Source organism: Bacillus sp. R86525 (assembly GCF_042466195.1).
Lineage (GTDB): Bacteria > Bacillota > Bacilli > Bacillales > Bacillaceae_G > Bacillus_A > Bacillus_A nitratireducens.
In genome coordinates this window covers 1,354,130-1,376,578 of sequence record NZ_JAXHPX010000007.1, presented here as the reverse complement: position 1 = coordinate 1,376,578, position 22,449 = coordinate 1,354,130, and the positions used below count along the sequence as shown (strand labels likewise).

The following is a 22,449-nucleotide window of genomic DNA, read 5'->3' as shown; positions in this document are numbered from 1 at the left end:
TCAAAGAAAGTGCTCTTTTTGTATTGTCAAGTACTCTCCCTGATTATATGATGAGATTAAGCGTTTGGGAAGGAGGGATAAGGTTGGCAAAAGTACAAATCAAAGTAAATGATAATGGCTCTTTTCGCGTTACAGGGGACGTGGAATTAGTTGACTCACAAGGGAATGTATTCCCAGCAAAACCAGCATTTTCTTTATGTCGTTGTGGTTTATCGAAAAACATGCCTTATTGCGATGCTTCGCATAAAGGCAAATTCGAGTCTGTTGTTAGAGCACCAGAGGCAGAATAGTTTTGTACGTAACATGCACATTTTTTGTGCATGTTTTTTTCACTATTAACACCGTATACTTGCAACATTTCTACTGATTTTATCCCCATTCCTATTACATCTATTTTCACACAATTCTTCACATTCGAATATTTTCCACTTTGCTTTTTTCTTTTTTGTGCTATAATGTGAGCAAACAACATCCTTCGGGGTCGGGTGAAATTCCCAACCGGCGGTGATGAAGCGAGAGCTTCTAAGTCCGTGACCCGTTTTCAACTCGAAAACGGTGGATCTAGTGAAACTCTAGGGCCGACAGTATAGTCTGGATGGGAGAAGGATATGTTTTCTAGTAATTTTATATAGCGAATACACTTTTATTTCAGTATGCATATTTTTAAAGTTTCATTTTGAACCTTTATATATGTTTTATTTTGTATACTTATGTTTCTATACTGAAATAAAAAGATACGACTAGCGTTGAAAGAATTTGATATTTTGCTAGGTTTTTTTCCTTATGCCAAAATATCAGTCATCGTTAGGTTTCTTTCCTATACTTTCGTATTCGAACTATATTTCTAGAAATCACGTCTCCCAAACCCCAAGGATTTTATATCCTTGGGGTTTTTTGATTTTTTCAGGAGAGGTGAAGAGAATGACAGATCAAGAATATATGGCGCTTGCCTTGCAGTTAGCACAAGGTACATCAGGACAGACCAGTCCAAATCCTATGGTTGGTGCTGTTGTTGTAAAGGATGGAAAAATTGTAGGAATGGGTGCCCACATGCGTGCTGGTGAAGAACATGCTGAAGTTCATGCTCTTCACATGGCTGGCGAAAGAGCAAAAGGCGCTACTGTTTATGTAACACTTGAACCGTGTAGCCATTTTGGAAAAACACCCCCTTGCTGTGAATTACTCATTGAAAAAGGAGTTCAGCGTGTTGTAATTGCTACTCTTGATTGCAATCCACTCGTTTCCGGCAATGGAAAAAGGATATTAGAAGAAACTGGAATCGAGGTAACTACTGGTGTTCTTGAGGCGGAAGCTACTTTATTAAATCGATACTTTTTTCACTATATGAAAACGAAACGTCCCTTTGTAACAATAAAAACAGCAATGAGCTTAGATGGAAAAACAGCAACTGTAACCGGGGAAAGCCAGTGGATTACAGGCGAAGAAGCACGCGCTGATGTTCACCAATATCGTCATATGCATGATGCTATCCTAGTCGGTGTGAATACAGTTCTAACTGATAATCCACACTTAACAACACGAATTCCAAACGGAGGTAAACATCCTATACGCGTTATTTTAGATACCCACTTAAGAACGCCGCCATCTTCTCATGTCATAACAGATGGCTTAGCACCAACATGGATTATAGTTGGTAAGGATGTTAATGAAGAGAAAATAGCTTCTTATGAATCTGAAAATATAGCTATATTCCAAATGAAAACGAAGCAAATTGAAATTGAGGACCTCCTTTTCTTTCTTGGAGAAAAGCAAATTCTTTCTCTATTCGTTGAAGGAGGCCAATCGATTCATGCAAGCTTCTTACAAACAAAGCATTTCAATGAAATTGTAACTTATATAAGCCCAAAATTAATTGGTGGGAAAGATGCCCCTACTTTATTTGGTGGAAATGGTTTCTCAAAATTACAGGATGCACTTTCCTTGGAAATTCAAGAGATGAAACAAATTGGCGATGATATAAAAATCATTGCCAATGCCCGAAGTGAGGTGACGGAATGTTTACAGGAATTGTAGAAGAACTAGGAACGATTGCAAACATGCAACAAAGCGGAGAAGCGATGAAGTTAACGATCCATGCAAATAATATTTTATCAGATGTTCACTTAGGTGATAGTATCGCGGTTAACGGTATTTGCTTAACTGTAACGAGTTTCACAACAACTTCATTCACAGTGGACGCAATGCCTGAAACGATGCAATCAACATCACTTCGCATACTTAAACCACGCTCTAAAGTAAATTTAGAGCGGGCGATGGCTGCAAACGGACGATTCGGTGGACATTTCGTTTCAGGACATATTGATGGCATCGGAACGATATTAAACAAAAAACAACACTATAATGCCGTCTATTACAAAATAGCTATTGCTGATGAATTACTACGCTATTGTTTGCATAAAGGATCCGTTGCTATTGATGGCACTAGTTTAACAATATTTGATATAGACGAATCTTCAATTACAATTTCACTCATCCCCCACACAGTAAGCGAGTCTATAATCGGAGAAAAAAAAGCCGGGGACATCGTAAACATTGAGTGTGACATGATTGGAAAATATATTGAACGCTTTATTTCAAAGCCCGCAAAAAGAACAGATTCAATGACCGAAAGCTTTTTACAAGAAAACGGATTTCTATAAGGGGGAAGCACAATGTTTCATCGTATTGAAGAAGCTCTAGAAGATTTAAAACAAGGAAAAGTCGTTATCGTTTGTGATGATGAAAACCGAGAAAATGAAGGCGATTTTATCGCTTTAGCAGAGTATATTACGCCAGAAACGATTAATTTTATGATTACACACGGTCGTGGTCTCGTTTGTGTACCAATTACGGAAGGGTACGCAGAGCGTCTACAATTAGAACCAATGGTAGCTCATAATACAGATTCGCATCATACTGCATTTACAGTGAGCATTGATCATGTTTCTACAACAACAGGGATTAGCGCTCACGAACGGGCGACTACGATACAAGAATTGTTAAACCCTGCATCAAAAGGTGCAGATTTCAATCGTCCTGGACATATCTTTCCATTAATCGCGAAAGAAGGCGGTGTACTGCGCCGTGCTGGTCATACAGAGGCTGCCGTCGATTTAGCACAGCTTTGCGGAGCAGAACCAGCTGGAGTCATTTGTGAGATTATCAATGAGGACGGTACGATGGCTCGCGTACCTGATTTACTACAGTGCGCAAAACAATTTGATATAAAAATGATTACAATAGAAGATTTAATTGCTTATCGCCGCCACCATGAAACACTAGTGACGCGAGAAGTGGAAATTACATTACCTACAGATTTCGGTACTTTCCATGCAATTGGCTATTCTAATTCATTAGATACGAAAGAGCATATCGCACTCGTAAAAGGTGATATTTCAACAGGAGAGCCTGTACTTGTACGCGTTCATTCCGAGTGCTTAACAGGAGATGTATTTGGCTCATGCCGCTGTGATTGCGGACCACAACTCCATTCTGCACTTGCTCAAATTGAACGTGAAGGAAAAGGCGTTCTTCTTTATATGAGACAAGAAGGACGAGGCATCGGCCTTCTTAATAAGCTTCGCGCTTATAAGTTACAAGAAGAAGGATTCGATACTGTAGAAGCAAACGAAAAACTTGGATTCCCAGCTGATTTGCGTGATTACGGTATTGGCGCTCAAATTTTAAAAGATTTAGGTTTACAACAGTTACGATTATTAACGAATAACCCGCGAAAAATTGCTGGCTTACAAGGTTACGATTTAGAAGTAATCGAGCGTGTTCCATTGCAAATGCCAACAAAAGAAGAGAATAAAACGTATTTACAAACGAAAGTAAACAAATTAGGACATTTACTAAACTTATAATAAAGGGAGAGATTCATTATGGTATTCGAAGGTCATTTAGTTGGTACAGGATTAAAAGTTGGGGTTGTTGTTGGACGTTTTAATGAATTTATTACAAGTAAGTTACTCGGCGGAGCTTTAGATGGATTAAAGCGTCACGGTGTAGAAGAAACTGATATCGATGTTGCTTGGGTTCCTGGCGCATTTGAAATTCCTTTAATCGCTAAAAAGATGGCTAATAGCGGGAAGTATGATGCTGTTATTACGTTAGGTACTGTAATTCGTGGTGCTACAACACATTACGATTACGTTTGTAATGAAGTAGCAAAAGGTGTTGCCTCTTTATCACTACAAACGGACATTCCAGTTATTTTCGGTGTATTAACGACAGAAACAATCGAACAAGCGATTGAACGTGCAGGTACAAAAGCTGGTAATAAAGGATATGAATCAGCAGTTGCTGCCATTGAAATGGCTCACTTATCAAAACAATGGGCATAAAAAAATAAAAAAGAGGCTGCGGCCTTTTTTTATTTTTTTACTTTTTTCCGTACATCTTTTATTAATTCATCCATTGTTTTTCCTTCTGTTTGTATACGAAGTGTTTGTGCTGTTCTCCATACATTCTCTCTTTTTTTCGCTTCTTCTATAATAGAAATTTCCTTCCTCACTTCTTTTAAATCTTTTCCTTCTGTTTCAAGTCCAAAATGTTCAGCTTTTGTTCGAAAATGTTGTTCAATTCTTTGTTGCATTTCTTTTTGTTCAGGATTTTCAGCCGCCTTAACTGGGTCAGCACTTATCGCTTTTATTAAAATCAGACAAGTCATAATGGTTAATATGTATTTGTACATGTAAAATCCTCCGCCCCGATATAAATTACATTTTTACTATGTACAATTGGGGCTTGGAAAATTCGTCCACAAAAATTATTTTTTTCGTTCAAAAGCCAATACTATCAAGCCTCAACGGCCTTTTATTACATTTTATTTACAAAAAAGCAAACCCTTTAAAGAGTTTGCCTTTCATCTATGTTATAGCGCACATTCTTCAATCTCAAAACCTAAATCTTCAATCATACCCCAGTCCGCAGTCGGTTCTTGTCCAGCTGTTGTTAAGTAATCCCCTACGAAAATAGAGTTTGCCGCAAATAAACCGAGTGGCTGTACAGAACGTAAATTAAGTTCTCGGCCGCCTGAAATACGAATTTCTTTTGTTGGGTTTACAAAACGCATCATTGCCAGCACTTTTAAACATTCTACAGGCGTTAATTCTTTTTGTCCTTCAAGTGGCGTACCCTTTACAGCAACAAGAAAATTACATGGAATAGAATCCGCATCTAAGCGTTGTAATTCAAATGCAATTTCAGCGCGCTGTTCAATCGTTTCTCCCATTCCGAAAATCGCCCCTGAGCATGGAGAAATGCCAGCTTGCTTCGCTTTTTGGACTGTATCAACACGATCGTCATACGTATGCGTTGAACAAATGCTATCGTAATTATTTGCATGTGTATTTAAGTTGTGGTTATAACGATGCACACCAGCATCTGCTAAACGCCCTGCTTGATCTTCATTTAAAAAACCTAAACAACAGCAAATTTTCAAATCTGTCGTTTCACGAATTTCCTTAACTGCTCCAATAACGTGATTTACTTCTTTATCTGTCGGACGACGGCCAGATGCAACAATACAATATGTACCTGCTTTACGACGAATTGCTTCGTGTGCTCCCTCAACAATTTTCTCTTGTGTTAACCATGCATATTTATCAATCGGTGCTTCTGAAATAATAGACTGCGAACAATAACCGCAATCTTCAGGACATAATCCAGATTTCGTATTTATAATCATGTTCAACTTTACTTTCTTACCAAAATGATGATGGCGAATGATGTAAGCTGCATTCATAATTTCTAAAACTTCTGTATCATCAGCTTCTAATATTGCAATTGCATCTTCTTTCGTAATCATTTTTTCTTCTACTACGTCGTATGCAAGTTTTTTCCAATCCCTTTTTGTTTGTACTTGTTTCATTTCATCTCTTCCCCTCTTTTGTTATATACGCAAATAAAGCATGATATGTTGCCATTATCCCTTCTTTTCCCGTGAAGTCTCTTTCGTATATACGAAGCATCGTACGAAAGAGTGAAGGGCTTTGACAGTAAGACTCTTCATTACTATTGGTTGCCCCTACTTTTCGAATAGAATGTAGAAACTCCCTAACTTCTGTAAAGTTTTCTATGTAACACGTTTCAGAAACATGCACATCTCCTAATGGATTTTTGCACATATTCACTAACTGTTCTTTCGAAACGAATCGTTGTCCTATTGAAGTACAATTGTGTATCCCCTTTTCTTTCTTAGCACGCTGAAAAGACGTATGCAATTCTTGAAAAGTCGTATTACCAAACGTGGAAAATAATAATATTCCTTCTCCAGACAAATAGTTAAATAAATTTTTCACTGTCTCTTTTAAATCATTAAGCCATTGAAATGTAGCATTTGAAATAATGACATCATATGATTTTTCTAATTTTAATTGTTCAATATCTTCACATCGAAACATCACATTTCCCACATTTTTTCTAGTTTTCGCGACTGCAATCATCTCATCAGCAAAATCCACAGCTGTAATATGCGCTTCCGGAAATAAATTTGATAATTGCTCTGTTACATATCCTGTCCCGCATCCAAGTTCTAAAATACGTATCGATGATGTTTCACTATATCGTTCCTTCAATGTAGAAAGTAACGAATGCGCCATCTTTTTTTGTACATTTGCATATTGATCGTAGGATACAGCCGCCCCGTTAAACCGTTTTTGCAGTAACGTTTTGTTGATCATTTCGTATCCCCTCTACAAATTGAATAATTTCATTTGCGCAATATTCAAAATTCATCACACATAAAGCATGCCCAGCCCCACTTACTACTTTTAACGTAGCATTCGTATTCTCTGTCATACTATGAGCTGCGGATAATGGACATATCACATCCTGTTCTCCATGAAGAAGTAACAAAGGGACTTTTACACTTGTTAATTCGTTTCTCATATCTGTTTCTATTAAATAATCTAAGCCTAATTGTAAAGACTGAATCGAGTCTCCTTTAAACTTCCACGCAATCTCTTCAAAACTCGTATTCTCCCTCAGCTCACTTTTTGTAAACATATTTTCATAGAAACGCTTCAAAGTATCTTCTTTCTTTCTCGTTAAATTCTTTTTCATACGTTCTACATGCAAGGAATTCCATCCACTTGTATAGTCACTTGTATTGGTAAATTTAGCGGTACCACCAATTAGTACCATACCTTGGACCTTAATCTTTTTATAAGCTTGTACTGCTGCTAACGCTCCTAGTGACCATCCAACTAAAACTACATTTTCATCCTGCGCTACATCTATTATTCGCCCCGCAAATTCACTTTGTTCTTTCACGTTACGCCAATCTATGCATTGAACAGAATATCCTTTAAAATACGGCAGAACTAAAGTCCAAACACCTTCTTCCATTCCCCATCCTGGAATAAAAATAAGCTTTAGCTCTTTCATACTAAAAACCCCTCTTCTTTACCAATGCGTATAATATGCTGAATAGCCCATTTTAAATCGGCTATTGTATGTTGTGACGTAACTGCAAAACGGACTCGAGAACTACCAACCGAAACAGTCGGCGGACGAATTGCAATGGCTGCGATACCTACCTCTTGTAACCTTTCACTAAACCGTAAAGTATTTTCATTTGACCCAACTACAATCGGTACAATATGAGTTGAGCTATTCCCAATATCAAAACCAGCTTCTTGTAAATGCGTCCTGAAATATGCACCATTCTCTATAAGTCGCTCTCTTCTTTCGTTATCTTCTTTCACAATTTCAATTGCTTTTCGTATCGCCCCTAATGTTCCTGGTGGTAAAGCTGTAGTAAAAATCAAGCTTCTCATCATATTTTGTAAATACTCTATATAAATGGAATCACCCGTTAAATATGCACCATAACATCCTAAAGCCTTACTAAACGTCCCCATATGTATATCAATTTTTTGAGCGATATCTTTTTCTATATGAGATAATCCAGCTCCACTGATTCCATATATTCCACTTGCATGTGCTTCATCAACTATAATGATTGCCCCGTATTTCTCTTTAAGCTGAACTAAACCTCTCAAATATGCAATATCTCCATCCATACTAAAAACCGTATCTGTTACGATTAATTTTCTCTTTTCTGGTGACGCTATTTGCAACATCTTCTCTAAATGATCCAAATCATTATGGCGATATCTTTTATGCTCTGCTCCGCTTAATATAATCCCATCAACGATACTTGCATGATTTAATTTGTCACTAAAAACAATATCGCGGCGACCAACTAACGAAGAAATCGCCCCAACATTCGCGGTATATCCACTATTTACAATTAAGGCTTTTTCAGTGCCTTTCCAATCGCATATACTTCTCTCAACCTCTTCATACAGTGGATAATTCCCTACAACGAGACGAGATGCTGTCGCTCCAGTTCCATATTTTCTTGTACAGGCAATAGCAGCTTCTTTCAACCTTTCATCTCCAGCTAACCCTAAATAATTATTCGATGCTAAATTTAGCATCCTTTTTTTATTTCGAATAAGCCATGTCTCTTCGGATCGCTCTGTTACATGTAAATTACGATACTGCCCTTGCTCCTTTAATTGTTCTACTTTAGATTGAAGATGCGCGTGCCACATTTGATTCATTTTGGATGAGCTCCTCTAATTTTGAAATCATAATATGCTCTTTTGCCGATTCTAATAATTCTTCCTTTGTAAACTCTCCTTCAAGGAATGGTAATAACCCTAAAACCGGCACTCCACTTAGCTCCTCAATCATTATTTTATTTTCTTGCACTCTTTCTTTTTCATATTCTTTACATCCAGATAAAATTACACCTGCTACTTTTAATCCATGTGCTTTTGCATAAGAAATTGTTAAAATAGTATGATTAACTGTCCCAAGGGTAGGACGCGCTACTACAATGAGAGGAAGCTGTAATTCTTTTGCAAAATCAATCACTAAAGCATCTTCTGTATATGGGACAGCAAGCCCACCAGCCCCTTCTACAAATAGGCTATTAAACTCTTTTAATAGTTCATTATAGTGATCAGTAATTTCTTTTAACGTTACTGTCCTTCCAGCTCTTTTCATAGCAAGTCTCGGAGCAAGTGGTTCTTCAATGGAATAAGGACAAATTTTATCTTCTTTTGTCGGTACACCCGATAACGCTTTTAATCTCGCTGCATCACCCTCAGGATTTGATGCAACATGTCCACTTTGCAACGGTTTATATACACCAACATTATGTCCACGCTCTCGAAATATACCTGCCAATGCTCCTGTCACTACCGTTTTGCCAACTTCTGTATCCGTTGCTGTTATAAAGAAACCACTCATTACTCTCCCTCCGTAACATCCGAGATTGCTTTATATAAAATGCGTAACATCTCATTAATTTCAGTCATTGCAGATGCAAGAGGAGGCATAAATACAATGGTGTTACCGAGTGGACGTAAAATCATGCCTAACTCCCTTGAGCGTTTACACACTTGAACACCGACTCTTTCTGTCCATTCAAACGATTCTTTCATTTCTTTATTCTTCACAAGTTCAATACCAACCATTAGCCCACACTGACGAATATCTCCTACGTGCTTATATTCATTAAGAGCTTCTAATTGTGCCGCTACATATTCTGCTTTATGCGCAACATCTTCTATTAAATTAGTTTTTTCATATAGTTCTAAATTTGCAATTGCTACGGCACACCCTAATGGATTCCCTGTATAACTATGACCATGGAAGAATGTTTTTTGTTCTTCATAGTCCCCTAAAAAGGCATTATAAATTTCATCTGTCGTTACCGTAATTGCCACCGGTAAATAACCACCTGTTAAGCCTTTTCCCGCAGTTAAAATGTCTGGCGTCACATCCTCATGTTCACATGCAAACATTTTCCCGGTGCGCCCAAATCCAGTCGCTACCTCATCTGTAATAAATAATACATTGTATTTTGTACATAAATCGCGAAGCCCTTTTAAGTATCCTTTTGGCATTGTAATCATCCCACCAGCACCTTGCATTAATGGCTCCACAATAATAGCTGCTACTTCTTCATGTTTTTCTTGTAGCAATTCTTCCATTTCTTCTAAATGTTTCTTTACAATTTGTTCCTTATTATCTCCATAAGGAGAACGATATGTATATGGATACGGCATTTTAATTGCCTCAAATAATAGTGAACTATAAACTTGGTGAAACAAGTCTATTGCTCCTACTGAAACAGCACCTATCGTATCACCGTGATATGCTTCTTTTAATGTAACAAACCTTTGTTTTTTCGGTTTTCCTTTATGCTGCCAATATTGAAAAGCCATCTTAATTGCAATTTCAACAGCGGTAGAACCAGAGTCTGAATAGAATACTTTCTTCAAGCCTTCTGGTACAACATCAATTATTTTTTCTGCTAATAAAATAGATGGAACGTTAGCAAGTCCTAACATAGTAGAATGGGCAATTTTATTTAATTGCTCACGAATTGCCTCATCTAGTTCCGGTACTTGATGCCCATGAACATTTAACCAAATAGACGAAACACCGTCCCAATATTCATTTCCATTTACATCGTATAGCTTTCTTCCCTCTCCACGTTCAATAATGACAGGATCTTCTTCTAAATAATCTCTCATTTGTGTAAATGGGTGCCATACGTAATCTTTATTCTTCTTCGATAATTCTTCATATGTATAAGACGATTTTTCACTCGTGTTACTATTAACAGCCACAATTGCCACCCCTAATGTTAACTTATTTATAAATATAGTTAACATTAAAAACAAATGACTGTCAATTATTTTTAAATCAAAAAGTTCTTAAAAAAGAACAACTTATCATACGATAAGTTGTTCTACTTTCCATGTTGTATCTTTCCAATTTCTAAAATAATCTCTTCATCTTTTTTTCCTTCTGTATCAATTCCAAGTTGCTTAGCATGCTCAATTAACAAATCATGGCGCTGCTCAAATCTAGCGGTATCTACTTCTTTTGTAACCTCTTCTTTTGTTTTCCCATCAGTAGAAACTCCTAGTTTCGCAGCTGCTTTTTCCATCGATTTCTTCTCTTCAGTTTCTTTAACTTTCTTCACTTCTGACTGTTGTATTTGCTTTTGTTTCGACTGCTCTGATTCAGCTGCAAAAGCTGTGTAAATTCCAGCACTTCCGCCAATGACTAGTAAGGTGGTAAAAAGAATTATTTTTTTCTTCACTCTTTCCTCCCCTTTCAAATTCATTATAACGCACATTTTTACAGTATTAAAAACATTTCTCCTTTATTTCCCTAAAAAAATATTAAACATTTTTATTGACATGTATGATGAATATATGATAAAAATTTAACTAACATCATATGAATCGGCGTTGATAGGATTTAGTAGTATTTCGTTTTCTGATTTCAGAGAGCTGGTGGTCGGTGCGAACCAGTACAGAGCGTTTTATGAATTACCCCCTGGAGCTTCTTTTACGAAACGTGAGGAGTAGTGAGAGACGGTTATAGACCGTTATGTCTTAAGAGTGGTGAAACGACACTGTTTCACAATTTAGGGTGGTACCGCGAATTTTTCGTCCCTGCATATATTGCAGGGGCGTTTTTATTTTATTAGCGCATATCATATGACCCTTTATTTTGTGATACATTCCTTTCACAAGCTAGGGTGGTACCGCGATTTCTTCGTCCCTGCATAATTATATGCAGGGACGTTTTTTTATCCAATCATTTCCGTATCATATTGAAGGACCAACAATTACCGGTAATTTGTCACAAAATTCTAAAATTTAGAAGGAAATAAACAATATTGGCGAATTTTATATAAAAAAGAGCTATTTTAGATTACTTAGGAGGGGAAAAACAATGGTTTCAAAAATTGAATCTGTTCTTTTAACATTATTTATCTTTTTCTGTATTGGCTTTAGTGTTATCAAATTAGGAGTTTCACCACACATCCCAATTTTATTTGGTATCGTTCTTTTATTAGCATTTGGATTTATGAAAAAAATCTCTTGGTCTACCATGGAAAAAGGGATGATCAGTAGTATTTCAGCTGGTATTCCATCTATTTTTATTTTCTTACTTGTAGGCGTATTAATTAGTGTTTGGATCGCTGCTGGAACAATTCCAACTTTAATGGTATACGGCTTCCAGCTTGTATCTCCTAAAATTTTCGTTCCAACTGTTTTTGTTGTTTGTGCAATTGTTGGAACAAGTATCGGTAGTGCCTTTACAACTGCCGCAACTGTGGGACTTGCCTTTATGGGCATGGGTAGTGCTCTCGGATACGATCCGGCTCTGATCGCTGGTGCAATTATTTCTGGTGCATTCTTTGGAGATAAAATGTCTCCTTTATCTGATACAACAAACTTAGCTCCCGCTGTAACGGGTGTAGATTTATTTGAGCATATTCGTAACATGCTTTGGACAACAGTTCCAGCTTTCATTATTGCTTTTATCGCATTTTTCATTTTAGGAGGCGGCACTAGTGGAAACGTTGACTTCACAAACTTTATTAGCACATTAGAAAAAAACGCAACGATTTCTATCGTTACACTTATTCCAATTTTATTACTGTTCCTATTCGCATTTAAAAAAGTTCCAGCAGTTCCAACATTACTTGCAGGAATTGTGGTAGGAATTATTATTCTCTTTATTTTTAAACCTAGCACTTCTTTAGCTGATTTAATGAAAATTATGCAAGACGGTTACGTTTCTAAAACTGGTATAAAAGATATTGATAGCTTACTATCTCGCGGTGGTCTACAAAGTATGATGATGTCGATTGCCCTTATTTTCCTAGCTCTTTGTATGGGAGGATTATTACAAGGAATGGGTATTATCTCGCAGCTGATGAATATCATCTCGAGCTTTGTAAAAAATAGTACACGCTTAATTATTTCTACTGCTTCAACTGCAATTGGTGTAAACTTCTTACTTGGTGAGCAGTACTTATCAATCGTTTTAACAGGACAAGCATTCGCTAATAAATACGATGAAGTCGGTTTAGAACGTCGTAATTTATCACGCGTATTAGAAGATGCAGGTACAGTTATTAACCCGCTCGTACCATGGGGAGTAAGTGGTGTATTCTTATCGAATGTCCTTGGCGTTCCGACATTTGATTACCTTCCATTCGCAATTTTCTGTTTAGCTTGCCCAGTCTTAACAATTATTGTTGGTTTCACTGGATTTGGTCTTTCGTGGAAGAAAGAAAAAGCAGTACCTGTTTCATAATATACACATAAAAAAAGGATTACCGATTACGGTAATCCTTTTTTATGCTTTACTATCTATTTGCTTTCTTTCTTCTAAATAACAGAAGTAATCCCGCTCCAACGAACGCCAAACCTGCTCCAATTGTAGAAACAACACTTGTACCTGTTTTCGGTAAATCACGTTCTTCTTTATTTTCACTTACAGTTGTTGTTTCTTTTGAGTTTTGATTATCCGTTGTAGTTTGTCCAGATCCTGCATTATTTCCATCTTGTTTTGGTTCATTTCCATTATTACCTTCACCTGTTGGTGGTGTCGTTGGATTTCCTCCATTATTGCCTTCACCTGCTGGTGGTGTCGTTGGATTTTCTCCGTTATTGCCTTCACCTGTTGGTGGTGTCGTTGGATTTCCTCCATTATTGCCCTCACCTGTTGGCGGTGTTGTTGGATTCTCTCCGTTATTGCCTTCACCTGTTGGTGGCGTCGTTGGATTCTCTCCACCAGTTTCCTTATCATCATTCTTCTTCGTTATATCAATTGCATATTTAGCAAATTCATTTTCAGATGGTCCAACATATAATATCTTTCCATCTTTCTTTATATGGTTTTGTGCATTTGGTGAAGAATCAAATGTTGTATTTAATTTATCTGCAACAATCGGCTTAAACGTCCAATTTTGATCTGCTGCTGGATCAATAATTGGTGTTTCTTGCATATATTTCACAATGATTTGACGTGTTTCATCTTGTGATTGGTATACAACTTCCCCTTTACTTACACCAGGGAACGTTTGGCTACTTCCACGATAGTTATTTGTAGCTACAATGAACTCTTGATTGTCAGCTACAGGCTTACCTTCATACATCATATTTACAATACGATTCGTATTTCCATTTACAACTTTACCATCTTTATCGTATTTCGCTGGTTGCGTCACGTCAATTTCGTATTTTAGACCATCTAAAATATCAAAATTATATGTAGGATAACCTATATTTACTAGTGGCTGCTCTTCTGTTTTCGCTGGGTCAATTTGATTAAACTGACCAGCAGACATTTCAAGCCATTCTTTTACTTGTGCCCCGTTTACTTTTACAGCATATAACGTATTTGGATATACATATAAATCCGCTACGTTTTTAATTGCTAATGTCCCTGCTGGAATATCCGTATAATATGTAGCACCGTTTCGGCCACCTGCTTTAAATGGTGCTCCTGCAGATAATACTGGAATTCCTTTATATTTACTATATTGTCCGTTTTCAGCGAATAGCTTTTCTACATACCATTTTTGTGCATTTGTCACAAGTTGTACAGAAGGATCATCTTGTACTAATGAGAAATAACTATTAATTGGCGCTGTCGTTTTTCCTACAGCTGTATTCACATAATCAATCGTCGCTTGATGATCATCCTTAATTTCATTAACTAATTTTTCATCAGATTGTACTAATGGATTCCCTTTACTATCAGCAATCGGACGAAGTTGCGGCTTCGATTGTTCTTTTTGTACTTCCCATTTTCCGTTTACCTTTTTCAATTGCATATCAATAATACCTAAGTTACTTCCAAATACACCAGGCATTACAACTGGAACACCATTAAATACATCCTTCACTTCAGTATGTGAATGTCCCATTAATACTGCATCAACACCAGCAACTTTTGTTGCTAAATGATATGATGCATTTTCCATTCCTTCATTGTATTCGCCCTTATCGACACCTGAATGAGCTAATGCAACTATAACGTCCGCACCTTGTGCCTTCATTTCCGGAACTAATTTTTTCGCTGTTTGCACAATATCTTTCGCTTTTACTTTTCCTTCTAAATTCGCTTTATCCCAGTTCATAACTTGAGGTGGTACAAATCCCATTACACCAATTTTCACCGTCTGTGTTTGACCCGCTTCATCTACTACTTCTTTTTCAAAAATATGATATGGTTTAAAATAATTTTCATCGTTTGCTTCATTGTCATCATGGTCATCTTTATATACATTCGAATTAATAACTGGGAAATTCGTTTTTTCAATCACTTTGTTTAAATAATCTAAACCGTAGTTAAATTCATGGTTCCCAAGAGAGATGACGTCATACTTCATTAAATTCATTACACGATATAATGGATGTACATAACTAGAATCAACAGGATTCTTCTGATCATTTATTTTATTCGCTACATAATCTCCAAGCGGCGTACCTTGTAATGCATCCCCATCATCAAATAAGACAGAGTTCTTCGCTTCTTCACGTGCTTTATTAACAAGTGTTGCAGTCTGCACGAGCCCTACTTTATTATCTGTTTTCGTTTGATAATAATCGTAATTCATTAAGTTAACGTGAATATCTGATGTTTCTAAAATTCGTAAGTTAACTGTACTCTCCCCAGCTTTTTCCTCTGCTTGAGCTGTTGTTGGCAACACTTGCGGTGCTATAACGCCAATAGCAAGTGTTGCTCCAGCTAGCATTTTTTTTGACTTTTTCACAAAAAATCCCCCTTATACAATTACCCCAAAATAATGAAATGAATCTCAATCAGTCTCTAACCACATACTTTTTTCTTCTATTAGAGCGATTATCTTCACTTTATCCCGCGTTAACGGGCAGTAAGACTCCTCTTAAGACTCAGTAGCCAATGAGGAGATCAACTGCCCGATAAACGCCCGATTGGTGAAGACTAATAATTAGCGGGAAATAAAGCACCCCACTAATTATAGTTTCACTTTATCTGACATTATCATATCTAAAGTACTTTCATATCGTCAATATTTTTTGACACATTTCTACAAATTTTCTGTAAAGTTATTGTAAAGTTTTCATAAACATATAATATGCCCTTACATTGCTTATACTGCTGAATATGATACAATTACCAATTACAAGGAGGATGAATTTATGAAAAAAGTCATCTTAACAATTGTTTGTCTCCTCCTTCTAATCATTTCTTATTCTAATTTTGAAAAGAACGATGAGACAAAACAAAAAGAAAATGAAAGAAAAACAGAAAAAACATCTGCGCCCAGTTGGATTGATAAGCAAACGAATGACTCCTTTTATCACCTCGTATTAGGTGATTCACTCGCAAAAGGATATGGATCAACGCAAGGGGGATTTGCCGAATTAGCCTCTAAACAACTAGAAGGACAAATTCATAAACCAATTACGGTAGAAAACCTCGGTGTAAATGGTCTCACTACAGATCGTCTCGCTAAAAAAGTCCAGTCAGAAGAATTTCAACAAAAGATTAGGGAAGCAAATATAATTACTATTAATATTGGAGGAAATAATTTATTCCGCTTAAATCGTGATGTAGGTGTTATAGATGGTATTAAAATGTTAAATAAAGAAAAAGCCCGTTTTGAAACGGATGTAAAAAATATTGTAAAGACCGTTCGAGATCAAAATCCGAATGCTTTACTCATTCTATCTGAGCTCTATAACCCCTTACAACTAGATGACTCCATCTCAAGTTATGCAGATATGTTTTTAGATGGCTGGAATGATTCTGTGTATTCTATTTCAAAAGCAAATCAACCGTCGATCGTTTTACCAATTCGCAAATTAATATCGAATGATAAAAAAGATTTACTATTTGACCAAGTACACCCAAATGATAACGGTTATGCGATTATTGCCAATACATTTACAAAGCAAGTGTTATCCTACAAATATTAAGGCTACCATGAAACAATTCTATTTTTATACCTTGTCTTTTTTGTTACAATGATAGTGGAAGGGGGCCGTTATATGGAATCACGCGAGTGGGAACGTATTGTTGATCATCTTCTTTCGCTAGTGCCTCTTTTTTATCGCAAATTTATGCTTCCTGGAGAGTTTTCTTCTCAAAGACATATGCCGCCATCACATACGCAAGTGTTACTGCTTTTGCATGAAAATGGTACATTAGCAGTTTCAGAAATTGGCAAGCGGCTAGCGATTTCACGGCCTAACATGACCCCTCTATTAAACAAACTTATTCAAGAAGAACTAATAGAGCGTCATTATAGCGAAAAAGATCGACGGGTCATTTTAATTTCCCTAACAACTGAAGGGAAATTACTAGTAAATCAATATCAGCAATTCATTTTAGACAAACTAAAAGAAAATTTTCAAACATTATCTGAGGAAGAGCGTGAAAAGCTCATTCATTCTCTTAAAACCATTCAAAATTTAATTTTGAAAACAAACGTATAAAGCTGCTTCTAAATAGAAGCAGCTTTATGATTCGTAATAATTACCATAGTATACATTTGAATACGGCCATGTCGTTAAATATGGTTTTTGTTCTTGCGTAGATTGTTGTGGTGGTATTTGTGGTATTTGTGATAATTGATGTAATTGTTGTTGTCGATATAATTCGTATTGTCTACTCATATCATAAACCGGATAATAATTTACATATGGATATACTTGAGGTACGTAATAATACATTCATTCTCTCCTCCTTTTTCTTAAACATATTCAAAGGAGAAAATGAATGTGACACTTCTTTATATTTGCACGAGTGGTTCTCTCACTCGTTTCTTTCTGTTCTTCAAACGTAATTTACGGTTCTTTTCATATAAATAATGCACAACGAAATATGAAATCACCCCAAACACAACTCCTATTATCGTCATACCAATTAATACATACACTTCACTCTGCAATAAGCTCTTTAACATTGTGAAAATATGGCTTGAGAACAAGTCAGATATCGTAAATGGTTCATGATGTATTTTTTTCACATGAAATGGATAAATCATTTTTCCTAGCGCATAAGCAAATGGAAATAAAAATACCGGTAAAAACGATATTTTCCCAATAATATTGCCAATAACCGCAGCAGGAAAAGATCCCTTTGCTAATCGAACGATTGGATAAAATATTAAATATACGAGCGATGCCGTATATATGACCAACATCTCTAAACCAAAACCAATTGCAAAACCTAATGATACCTTCTTTGCTCCTTCTGGTGATCGAAGCAACTTATAATATTGAAACTTTAATATTCTCCACATCCGCTGAAAAAACGAATATGTTTTCTTAGTTGTTTTCAAATTCATCATCTCTTTAACTATATTTTTTCTATCTAGTATGTCCTTACATGATATGAAAAACAAATTTAGTTTACTCTTTTTATTATAAATGATATAGAGATGGTTAACCAAATATACATACGACATTTCAATATAAAAAAACCTCCCTTTTAGGAAGGCTCTTCTACATTTTTAAATAAACTTACTAATAATGCTTTTTGCGCATGTAATCGATTACCAGCTTGCTCAAATACGATAGACTGTGGTCCATCTATAATTTCTCCTGTTACCTCTTCTTCACGATGAGCAGGTAAACAGTGTAAGAAACGATATGTTTGCTTCGCATACATAACAAGTTCTTTATTGATTTGGTAAGGTTGAAATAAAGTATATTTCTCTTCTTCTCCCTCTTGCCCCATGCTCATCCAAACGTCAGTATAAATGAAATCCGCTTCACTCACCGCTAGTTCAGGGTTATGCAAAATTTCAATTTCAGCTCCTGTTTCTTCAGCAATCGCTAACGCTTTTTTTACAATTTCCTCATTTGGTTCATACCCTACAGGCGTTGCAACAGTCATATTCATTCCGACTTTCGCACTCGCTAACAACAATGAATGACATACGTTATTCCCATCACCTACGTAAGCTAGTTTAATTCCTTTGAACGTCTTTACTTCTTCATAAATTGTCATTAAATCTGCCAATGCTTGACAAGGATGATGATCATCCGTTAATCCATTAATAACAGGAATGCTCGATTCTTTCGCAAGCTCTTCTACATCCGCATGTGAGAATGTACGTATCATAATCCCATCAATATAATGAGATAACACCTTTGCAGTATCTGAAACGCTCTCTCCTCTTCCAATTTGCATCTCTTTCCCACTTAAAAACATGCCATGTCCTCCGAGCTGTACCATTCCTGCTTCAAAAGATACGCGAGTACGAGTTGAATGTTTATCAAAAATAAGCCCTAATATTTTCCCTTGTAATAAAGGCTCCTGCTTATTCTTTTTTAAATATATAGCGAACTCAATTAAAGAAATAATTTCTTCTTGCGTCAGTTCTTCTAGTGTTAAAAGATCTTTCGTATTTAATTTCGGTACTTGTACAGTTGACATGAAATTTCCCCCTTATATTATTGATGCATTTTTTGTACAAACCACTTTTTTTATCATATATACTGCCTGTTCTAGCTCTTCATTCGTTACAATGAGTGGCGGTAATAGTCTTATAACATTAGGGCCTGCTTGTAATACGAGAAGTCCTTCGTTTTCTAGTTGTTCTATAAAACTTGCAACTTCATGCTTACACTCAATTCCAATCATAAGCCCCTTACCACGTATATTTTGAATATATTCGACATGTTGTAATTCCTCTTGCAACTTCTCTAATACGTACTCGCCCTTTTCTTGTACTTCTTTTAAAAACGATGGTCTTTTACTTACTTGTAATACTTCTTTCGCTGCAGCCATCGCAATATAATTCCCGCCAAAAGTTGAACCGTGTGATCCTGCAGTGAACGACGTTCCGAGTTCTTTCCGGCCAATCATCGCTCCAACAGGAATACCATTTCCTAGTGCCTTTGCAACGGTAACGATATCAGGTTTTATTCCCATTTGTTCGTAAGCGAATAGTGTTCCGGTTCTTCCTATACCCGTTTGTACTTCGTCTATAATAAATAGAGAACCGTACTTATTACATAAGATTTCGATTTCTTTCAAGAAAAATGGATCAGCTAGTATGACTCCGCCCTCTCCTTGAACAACTTCTATCATTACTGCCGCAACTTCTTCATTCATTACTTCCTCTAATGCTTGTATATCGTTAAAAGGGGTATGTAAAAAAGACGGAAGTAGTGGACCAAACCCTTCTTTCACCTTATCTTGACCCGTTGCACTCATCGTTCCAAATGTTCTACCGTGAAAAGACTGCTCACATGTTACTACGAGAGATTTTCCAGTATGCTTACGTGCTAGCTTTAAAGCCGCTTCATTTGCCTCCGCCCCGCTATTACAAAAAAACACATGATCTAATGCTGTATCTTCTGTTAATAACGATGCGACCTCTTCTTGTAAGGAGTTCGTAAATAAGTTAGATATATGCCATATATTTCTAAGTTGCTTTTCTACTGCCTTTACAACCGTAGGATGACAATGTCCTAAGTTACATACTCCAATACCAGAAGTGAAATCTAAATATTTCTTACCATTTTTATCAATAACTTTCGCCCCATTGCCCTTTACAAACTCAATAGTTCTTCTCCCATATGTTTGAAAAAGATGACTTGTCATACGATACTCACTCCTTTCGTTACCGTCGTTCCAATACACTCTCCCGTAACTTCAGCAAAGTCTTTTGTACCATTCACGACACTTACCTTTTGCACTCCCATTTTTAATGATGTCAGTGCCGCCTGTACTTTCGGAATCATCCCGCCTGTAATGACACCTTGTTCTATAAAAGTAACAATTTCAGATTCATCGGTTTTCTTTACCAATTTCCCTTCATGTAATATCCCATCTACATCCGTAATAAAAATGAGCTCTTTTGCGGATAGTGCGGCCGCAATCCCAGCTGCAGCGGTATCAGCATTTATGTTATAAATCTCATTACCATTTATCCCGATTGAAGCAATCACAGGAATATAATTCATATCCATCAATCCTTTTAATAAGGCTGTTTCTACATAACTTACTTCTCCTACATATCCCATCTCTTCGCCAACAGGTTGAACTTGAAGTAAATTCCCGTCACATCCCGAAAGCCCGACCACAAGTAAATCATGTTTTTGTAAATTCAGTACGAATTTTTTATTCGTACTTCCGCATAGCACCATTTGAACAACATCCATAACCTCTTTTGGCGTTACTCGTAATCCATTTTTCTTTTCTATCTTGATATTAGAGTTTTCTAACTTGGCATCAATTTCTGGGCCACCGCCATGGACAATAACAACCTTATACTTATTTTGCAATTTCTTTATGCACTCAAAAAACACACTATTTAATCGATTCAACATGCTACCGCCGCATTTAACTACAATATAATCGCTCATCTTCTCTCTCCTTATGTACGATAACAGGCATTTATTTTCACATAGTCATAACTTAAGTCGCAGCCCCAAGCTGATCCTGTTTCATCTCCTAAATGCAAATAAACATCAATTTTTATTTCGTGTTCTTGTAATTTCTTTGTCATTTCCTCTTCAGAAAACATTTGCGGCTCACTATTTTTTAATACGTCGATAGATTGAAGAGTTATATCAATTGTACTTGGGTTAATAGTTACTTCACTCTGCCCAATACTACTAATAATTCGTCCCCAATTTGGATCCTCACCGTATATTGCTGTTTTTACAAGACTCGAACCGATTATTTGCTTTGCAATCTTCTTTGCCTCTTCATTTGTTTTAGCGCCTTGCACATTTACTTCTATTAACTTCGTAGCCCCTTCACCATCTTGTGCAATTTTTTTCGCTAAATCTTCACACACCTTCTGTAAAGCGAATACGAAAGTTTCCCAGTCTTTATGTTCCATATTCATCGTTTTCGTTTCTGATAATCCACTTGCCATAACGATGACCATATCATTCGTAGAAGTATCTCCATCCACCGTAATTTGATTAAACGTATGATTTGTAACTTGTGATAATGCTATTTTCAATACATCATGCTCTATATTGATATCTGTTGTAATAAAACTAAGCATCGTTGCCATATTCGGATGAATCATCCCTGAACCTTTAGCAACACCAGCAATCGTCACTTCTTTTCCATCAATGATCATCTCATAGCAAGTTTCTTTCGTTATAAGATCCGTCGTTAAAATCGATTCAGAAAAAGAATGTGCTTCACTTACTGCCTTTGTCGGTATAAGAGTCGTAATTCCCTTTCGGATTATATCCATCGGTAAAGGAACACCAATTACACCTGTTGAAGCTACTGCAACGTAGTTTTCTTTCACTCCAAAATATTCCGCCCCTAATGCGCGCATCTCGTATGCATCTTGTAATCCTTTCATTCCCGTACAAGCATTTGCATTTCCACTATTGACGATAATTGCTTGTAATTTCCCCTCAGCCGCTATACTATCTTTCGTTACTTGCAGGGGTGCTGCTTGTATTTGATTTGTTGTATAGACGGCGGCGCATGATGCTGGCACTTCACAAATGATTGCACCTAGATCCTTTTTCTCCTTTTTCAAACCATTTGCAGTACCGATTGCCGAAAAGCCTTTCGGCGTTACAATTGAACCATTTTCTAATTTTGTAATAGACCCTACTTTAATCATCA

General features: G+C 36.6%; 23 protein-coding genes, 1 riboswitch and 1 other annotated feature. Of the genes, 8 read left to right on the top strand and 15 right to left on the bottom strand.

Going from position 1 to position 22,449, the window contains the following annotated elements; genetic code table 11:
- The first annotated feature begins 83 nt into the window (after positions 1 to 83).
- The 5 genes from SJY24_RS09715 (at position 84) to ribH (ending at position 4,346) form a co-directional block, all read left to right on the top strand.
- The gene (locus SJY24_RS09715) at positions 84 to 290 is read left to right on the top strand and encodes a CDGSH iron-sulfur domain-containing protein (RefSeq protein WP_001151582.1); all 207 of its coding nucleotides are present in this window, start codon (positions 84 to 86) and stop codon (positions 288 to 290) included.
- A 177-nt stretch (positions 291 to 467) separates the two neighbouring features.
- A riboswitch (FMN riboswitch) is annotated at positions 468 to 611 on the top strand.
- 310 nt (positions 612 to 921) lie between these two features.
- Positions 922 to 2,034 carry a bifunctional diaminohydroxyphosphoribosylaminopyrimidine deaminase/5-amino-6-(5-phosphoribosylamino)uracil reductase RibD gene (ribD, locus tag SJY24_RS09710; protein WP_377864512.1) on the top strand — a complete coding sequence of 371 codons (1,113 nt, stop codon included), beginning with the start codon at positions 922 to 924 and terminating at the stop codon, positions 2,032 to 2,034.
- The gene (gene ribE / locus SJY24_RS09705) at positions 2,016 to 2,660 is read left to right on the top strand and encodes a riboflavin synthase (protein WP_377864511.1); all 645 of its coding nucleotides are present in this window, start codon (positions 2,016 to 2,018) and stop codon (positions 2,658 to 2,660) included. Before ribD ends, ribE begins: the two co-directional genes overlap by 19 nt.
- Positions 2,661 to 2,672: 12 nt before the next feature.
- Positions 2,673 to 3,866 carry a bifunctional 3,4-dihydroxy-2-butanone 4-phosphate synthase/GTP cyclohydrolase II gene (ribBA, locus tag SJY24_RS09700; protein ID WP_377864510.1) on the top strand — a complete coding sequence of 398 codons (1,194 nt, stop codon included), beginning with the start codon at positions 2,673 to 2,675 and terminating at the stop codon, positions 3,864 to 3,866.
- 18 nt (positions 3,867 to 3,884) lie between these two features.
- Positions 3,885 to 4,346 (top strand): 6,7-dimethyl-8-ribityllumazine synthase, encoded by a 462-nt coding sequence (ribH, locus tag SJY24_RS09695; protein WP_000230900.1) that lies wholly within the window; start codon positions 3,885 to 3,887, stop codon positions 4,344 to 4,346.
- 29 nt (positions 4,347 to 4,375) lie between these two features.
- Here the strand turns inward: ribH and SJY24_RS09690 are convergent, their stop codons facing one another.
- From SJY24_RS09690 to SJY24_RS09655, 8 genes are all read right to left on the bottom strand, one after another.
- Entirely contained in the window at positions 4,376 to 4,696 is a 321-nt protein-coding gene (locus SJY24_RS09690) for a hypothetical protein (RefSeq protein WP_000280035.1), read from the bottom strand.
- A 180-nt stretch (positions 4,697 to 4,876) separates the two neighbouring features.
- A complete protein-coding gene (bioB, locus tag SJY24_RS09685) occupies positions 4,877 to 5,875 on the bottom strand; it encodes a biotin synthase (protein ID WP_098665378.1) in 999 nt (332 codons plus the stop codon).
- Position 5,876: 1 nt separating this feature from the next.
- Positions 5,877 to 6,686: a malonyl-ACP O-methyltransferase BioC gene (bioC, locus tag SJY24_RS09680; RefSeq protein ID WP_377864509.1), complete on the bottom strand. Its 810-nt coding sequence runs from the start codon at positions 6,684 to 6,686 to the stop codon at positions 5,877 to 5,879.
- The gene (locus SJY24_RS09675; RefSeq protein ID WP_377864508.1) at positions 6,652 to 7,392 is read right to left on the bottom strand and encodes an alpha/beta fold hydrolase; all 741 of its coding nucleotides are present in this window, start codon (positions 7,390 to 7,392) and stop codon (positions 6,652 to 6,654) included. The genes bioC and SJY24_RS09675 overlap by 35 nt, the downstream gene beginning before the upstream one ends.
- Complete coding sequence (gene bioF, locus SJY24_RS09670) at positions 7,389 to 8,576, bottom strand: 8-amino-7-oxononanoate synthase (RefSeq protein ID WP_377864507.1); 1,188 nt, start codon at positions 8,574 to 8,576, stop codon at positions 7,389 to 7,391. Before bioF ends, SJY24_RS09675 begins: the two co-directional genes overlap by 4 nt.
- On the bottom strand, positions 8,542 to 9,270 hold the full coding sequence (bioD, locus tag SJY24_RS09665; protein ID WP_000012511.1) for a dethiobiotin synthase: 729 nt from the start codon (positions 9,268 to 9,270) through the stop codon (positions 8,542 to 8,544). Before bioD ends, bioF begins: the two co-directional genes overlap by 35 nt.
- Positions 9,270 to 10,703, bottom strand: a complete 1,434-nt coding sequence (gene bioA, locus SJY24_RS09660; RefSeq protein WP_377867231.1) for an adenosylmethionine--8-amino-7-oxononanoate transaminase — start codon at positions 10,701 to 10,703, stop codon at positions 9,270 to 9,272. Before bioA ends, bioD begins: the two co-directional genes overlap by 1 nt.
- A 77-nt stretch (positions 10,704 to 10,780) precedes the next feature.
- Positions 10,781 to 11,137 carry a hypothetical protein gene (locus SJY24_RS09655; protein ID WP_377864506.1) on the bottom strand — a complete coding sequence of 119 codons (357 nt, stop codon included), beginning with the start codon at positions 11,135 to 11,137 and terminating at the stop codon, positions 10,781 to 10,783.
- Between the two features lie 142 nt (positions 11,138 to 11,279).
- Positions 11,280 to 11,500: a binding site (T-box leader), on the top strand.
- A 278-nt stretch (positions 11,501 to 11,778) separates the two neighbouring features.
- On the opposite strand from SJY24_RS09655, the gene nhaC reads away from it, so the two are divergent.
- Complete coding sequence (gene nhaC / locus SJY24_RS09650) at positions 11,779 to 13,152, top strand: Na+/H+ antiporter NhaC (RefSeq protein WP_000253738.1); 1,374 nt, start codon at positions 11,779 to 11,781, stop codon at positions 13,150 to 13,152.
- A 52-nt stretch (positions 13,153 to 13,204) separates the two neighbouring features.
- Here nhaC and cpdB read toward each other — a convergent pair whose 3' ends face one another.
- Entirely contained in the window at positions 13,205 to 15,619 is a 2,415-nt protein-coding gene (gene cpdB / locus SJY24_RS09645) for a bifunctional 2',3'-cyclic-nucleotide 2'-phosphodiesterase/3'-nucleotidase (protein ID WP_377864505.1), read from the bottom strand.
- Between the two features lie 409 nt (positions 15,620 to 16,028).
- On the opposite strand from cpdB, the gene SJY24_RS09640 reads away from it, so the two are divergent.
- Both SJY24_RS09640 and SJY24_RS09635 read left to right on the top strand, forming a co-directional pair.
- Positions 16,029 to 16,808: a GDSL-type esterase/lipase family protein gene (locus SJY24_RS09640; protein ID WP_377864504.1), complete on the top strand. Its 780-nt coding sequence runs from the start codon at positions 16,029 to 16,031 to the stop codon at positions 16,806 to 16,808.
- A gap of 72 nt (positions 16,809 to 16,880) precedes the next feature.
- The gene (locus tag SJY24_RS09635) at positions 16,881 to 17,327 is read left to right on the top strand and encodes a MarR family winged helix-turn-helix transcriptional regulator (RefSeq protein WP_377864503.1); all 447 of its coding nucleotides are present in this window, start codon (positions 16,881 to 16,883) and stop codon (positions 17,325 to 17,327) included.
- Positions 17,328 to 17,351: 24 nt separating this feature from the next.
- Here SJY24_RS09635 and SJY24_RS09630 read toward each other — a convergent pair whose 3' ends face one another.
- The 6 genes from SJY24_RS09630 to argJ all read right to left on the bottom strand — a co-directional run bounded on the left by SJY24_RS09630 (position 17,352) and on the right by argJ (position 22,447).
- Positions 17,352 to 17,564: a hypothetical protein gene (locus SJY24_RS09630; RefSeq protein ID WP_377864502.1), complete on the bottom strand. Its 213-nt coding sequence runs from the start codon at positions 17,562 to 17,564 to the stop codon at positions 17,352 to 17,354.
- Positions 17,565 to 17,623: 59 nt separating this feature from the next.
- On the bottom strand, positions 17,624 to 18,175 hold the full coding sequence (locus SJY24_RS09625) for a DUF2062 domain-containing protein (RefSeq protein ID WP_377864501.1): 552 nt from the start codon (positions 18,173 to 18,175) through the stop codon (positions 17,624 to 17,626).
- A gap of 149 nt (positions 18,176 to 18,324) precedes the next feature.
- Entirely contained in the window at positions 18,325 to 19,275 is a 951-nt protein-coding gene (argF, locus tag SJY24_RS09620; protein WP_377864500.1) for an ornithine carbamoyltransferase, read from the bottom strand.
- A gap of 12 nt (positions 19,276 to 19,287) precedes the next feature.
- The gene (locus SJY24_RS09615) at positions 19,288 to 20,448 is read right to left on the bottom strand and encodes an acetylornithine transaminase (protein WP_377864499.1); all 1,161 of its coding nucleotides are present in this window, start codon (positions 20,446 to 20,448) and stop codon (positions 19,288 to 19,290) included.
- Entirely contained in the window at positions 20,445 to 21,212 is a 768-nt protein-coding gene (argB, locus tag SJY24_RS09610) for an acetylglutamate kinase (protein ID WP_377864498.1), read from the bottom strand. The genes SJY24_RS09615 and argB overlap by 4 nt, the downstream gene beginning before the upstream one ends.
- A gap of 11 nt (positions 21,213 to 21,223) precedes the next feature.
- A complete protein-coding gene (gene argJ, locus SJY24_RS09605; protein WP_377864497.1) occupies positions 21,224 to 22,447 on the bottom strand; it encodes a bifunctional glutamate N-acetyltransferase/amino-acid acetyltransferase ArgJ in 1,224 nt (407 codons plus the stop codon).
- Positions 22,448 to 22,449: the final 2 nt, after the last annotated feature.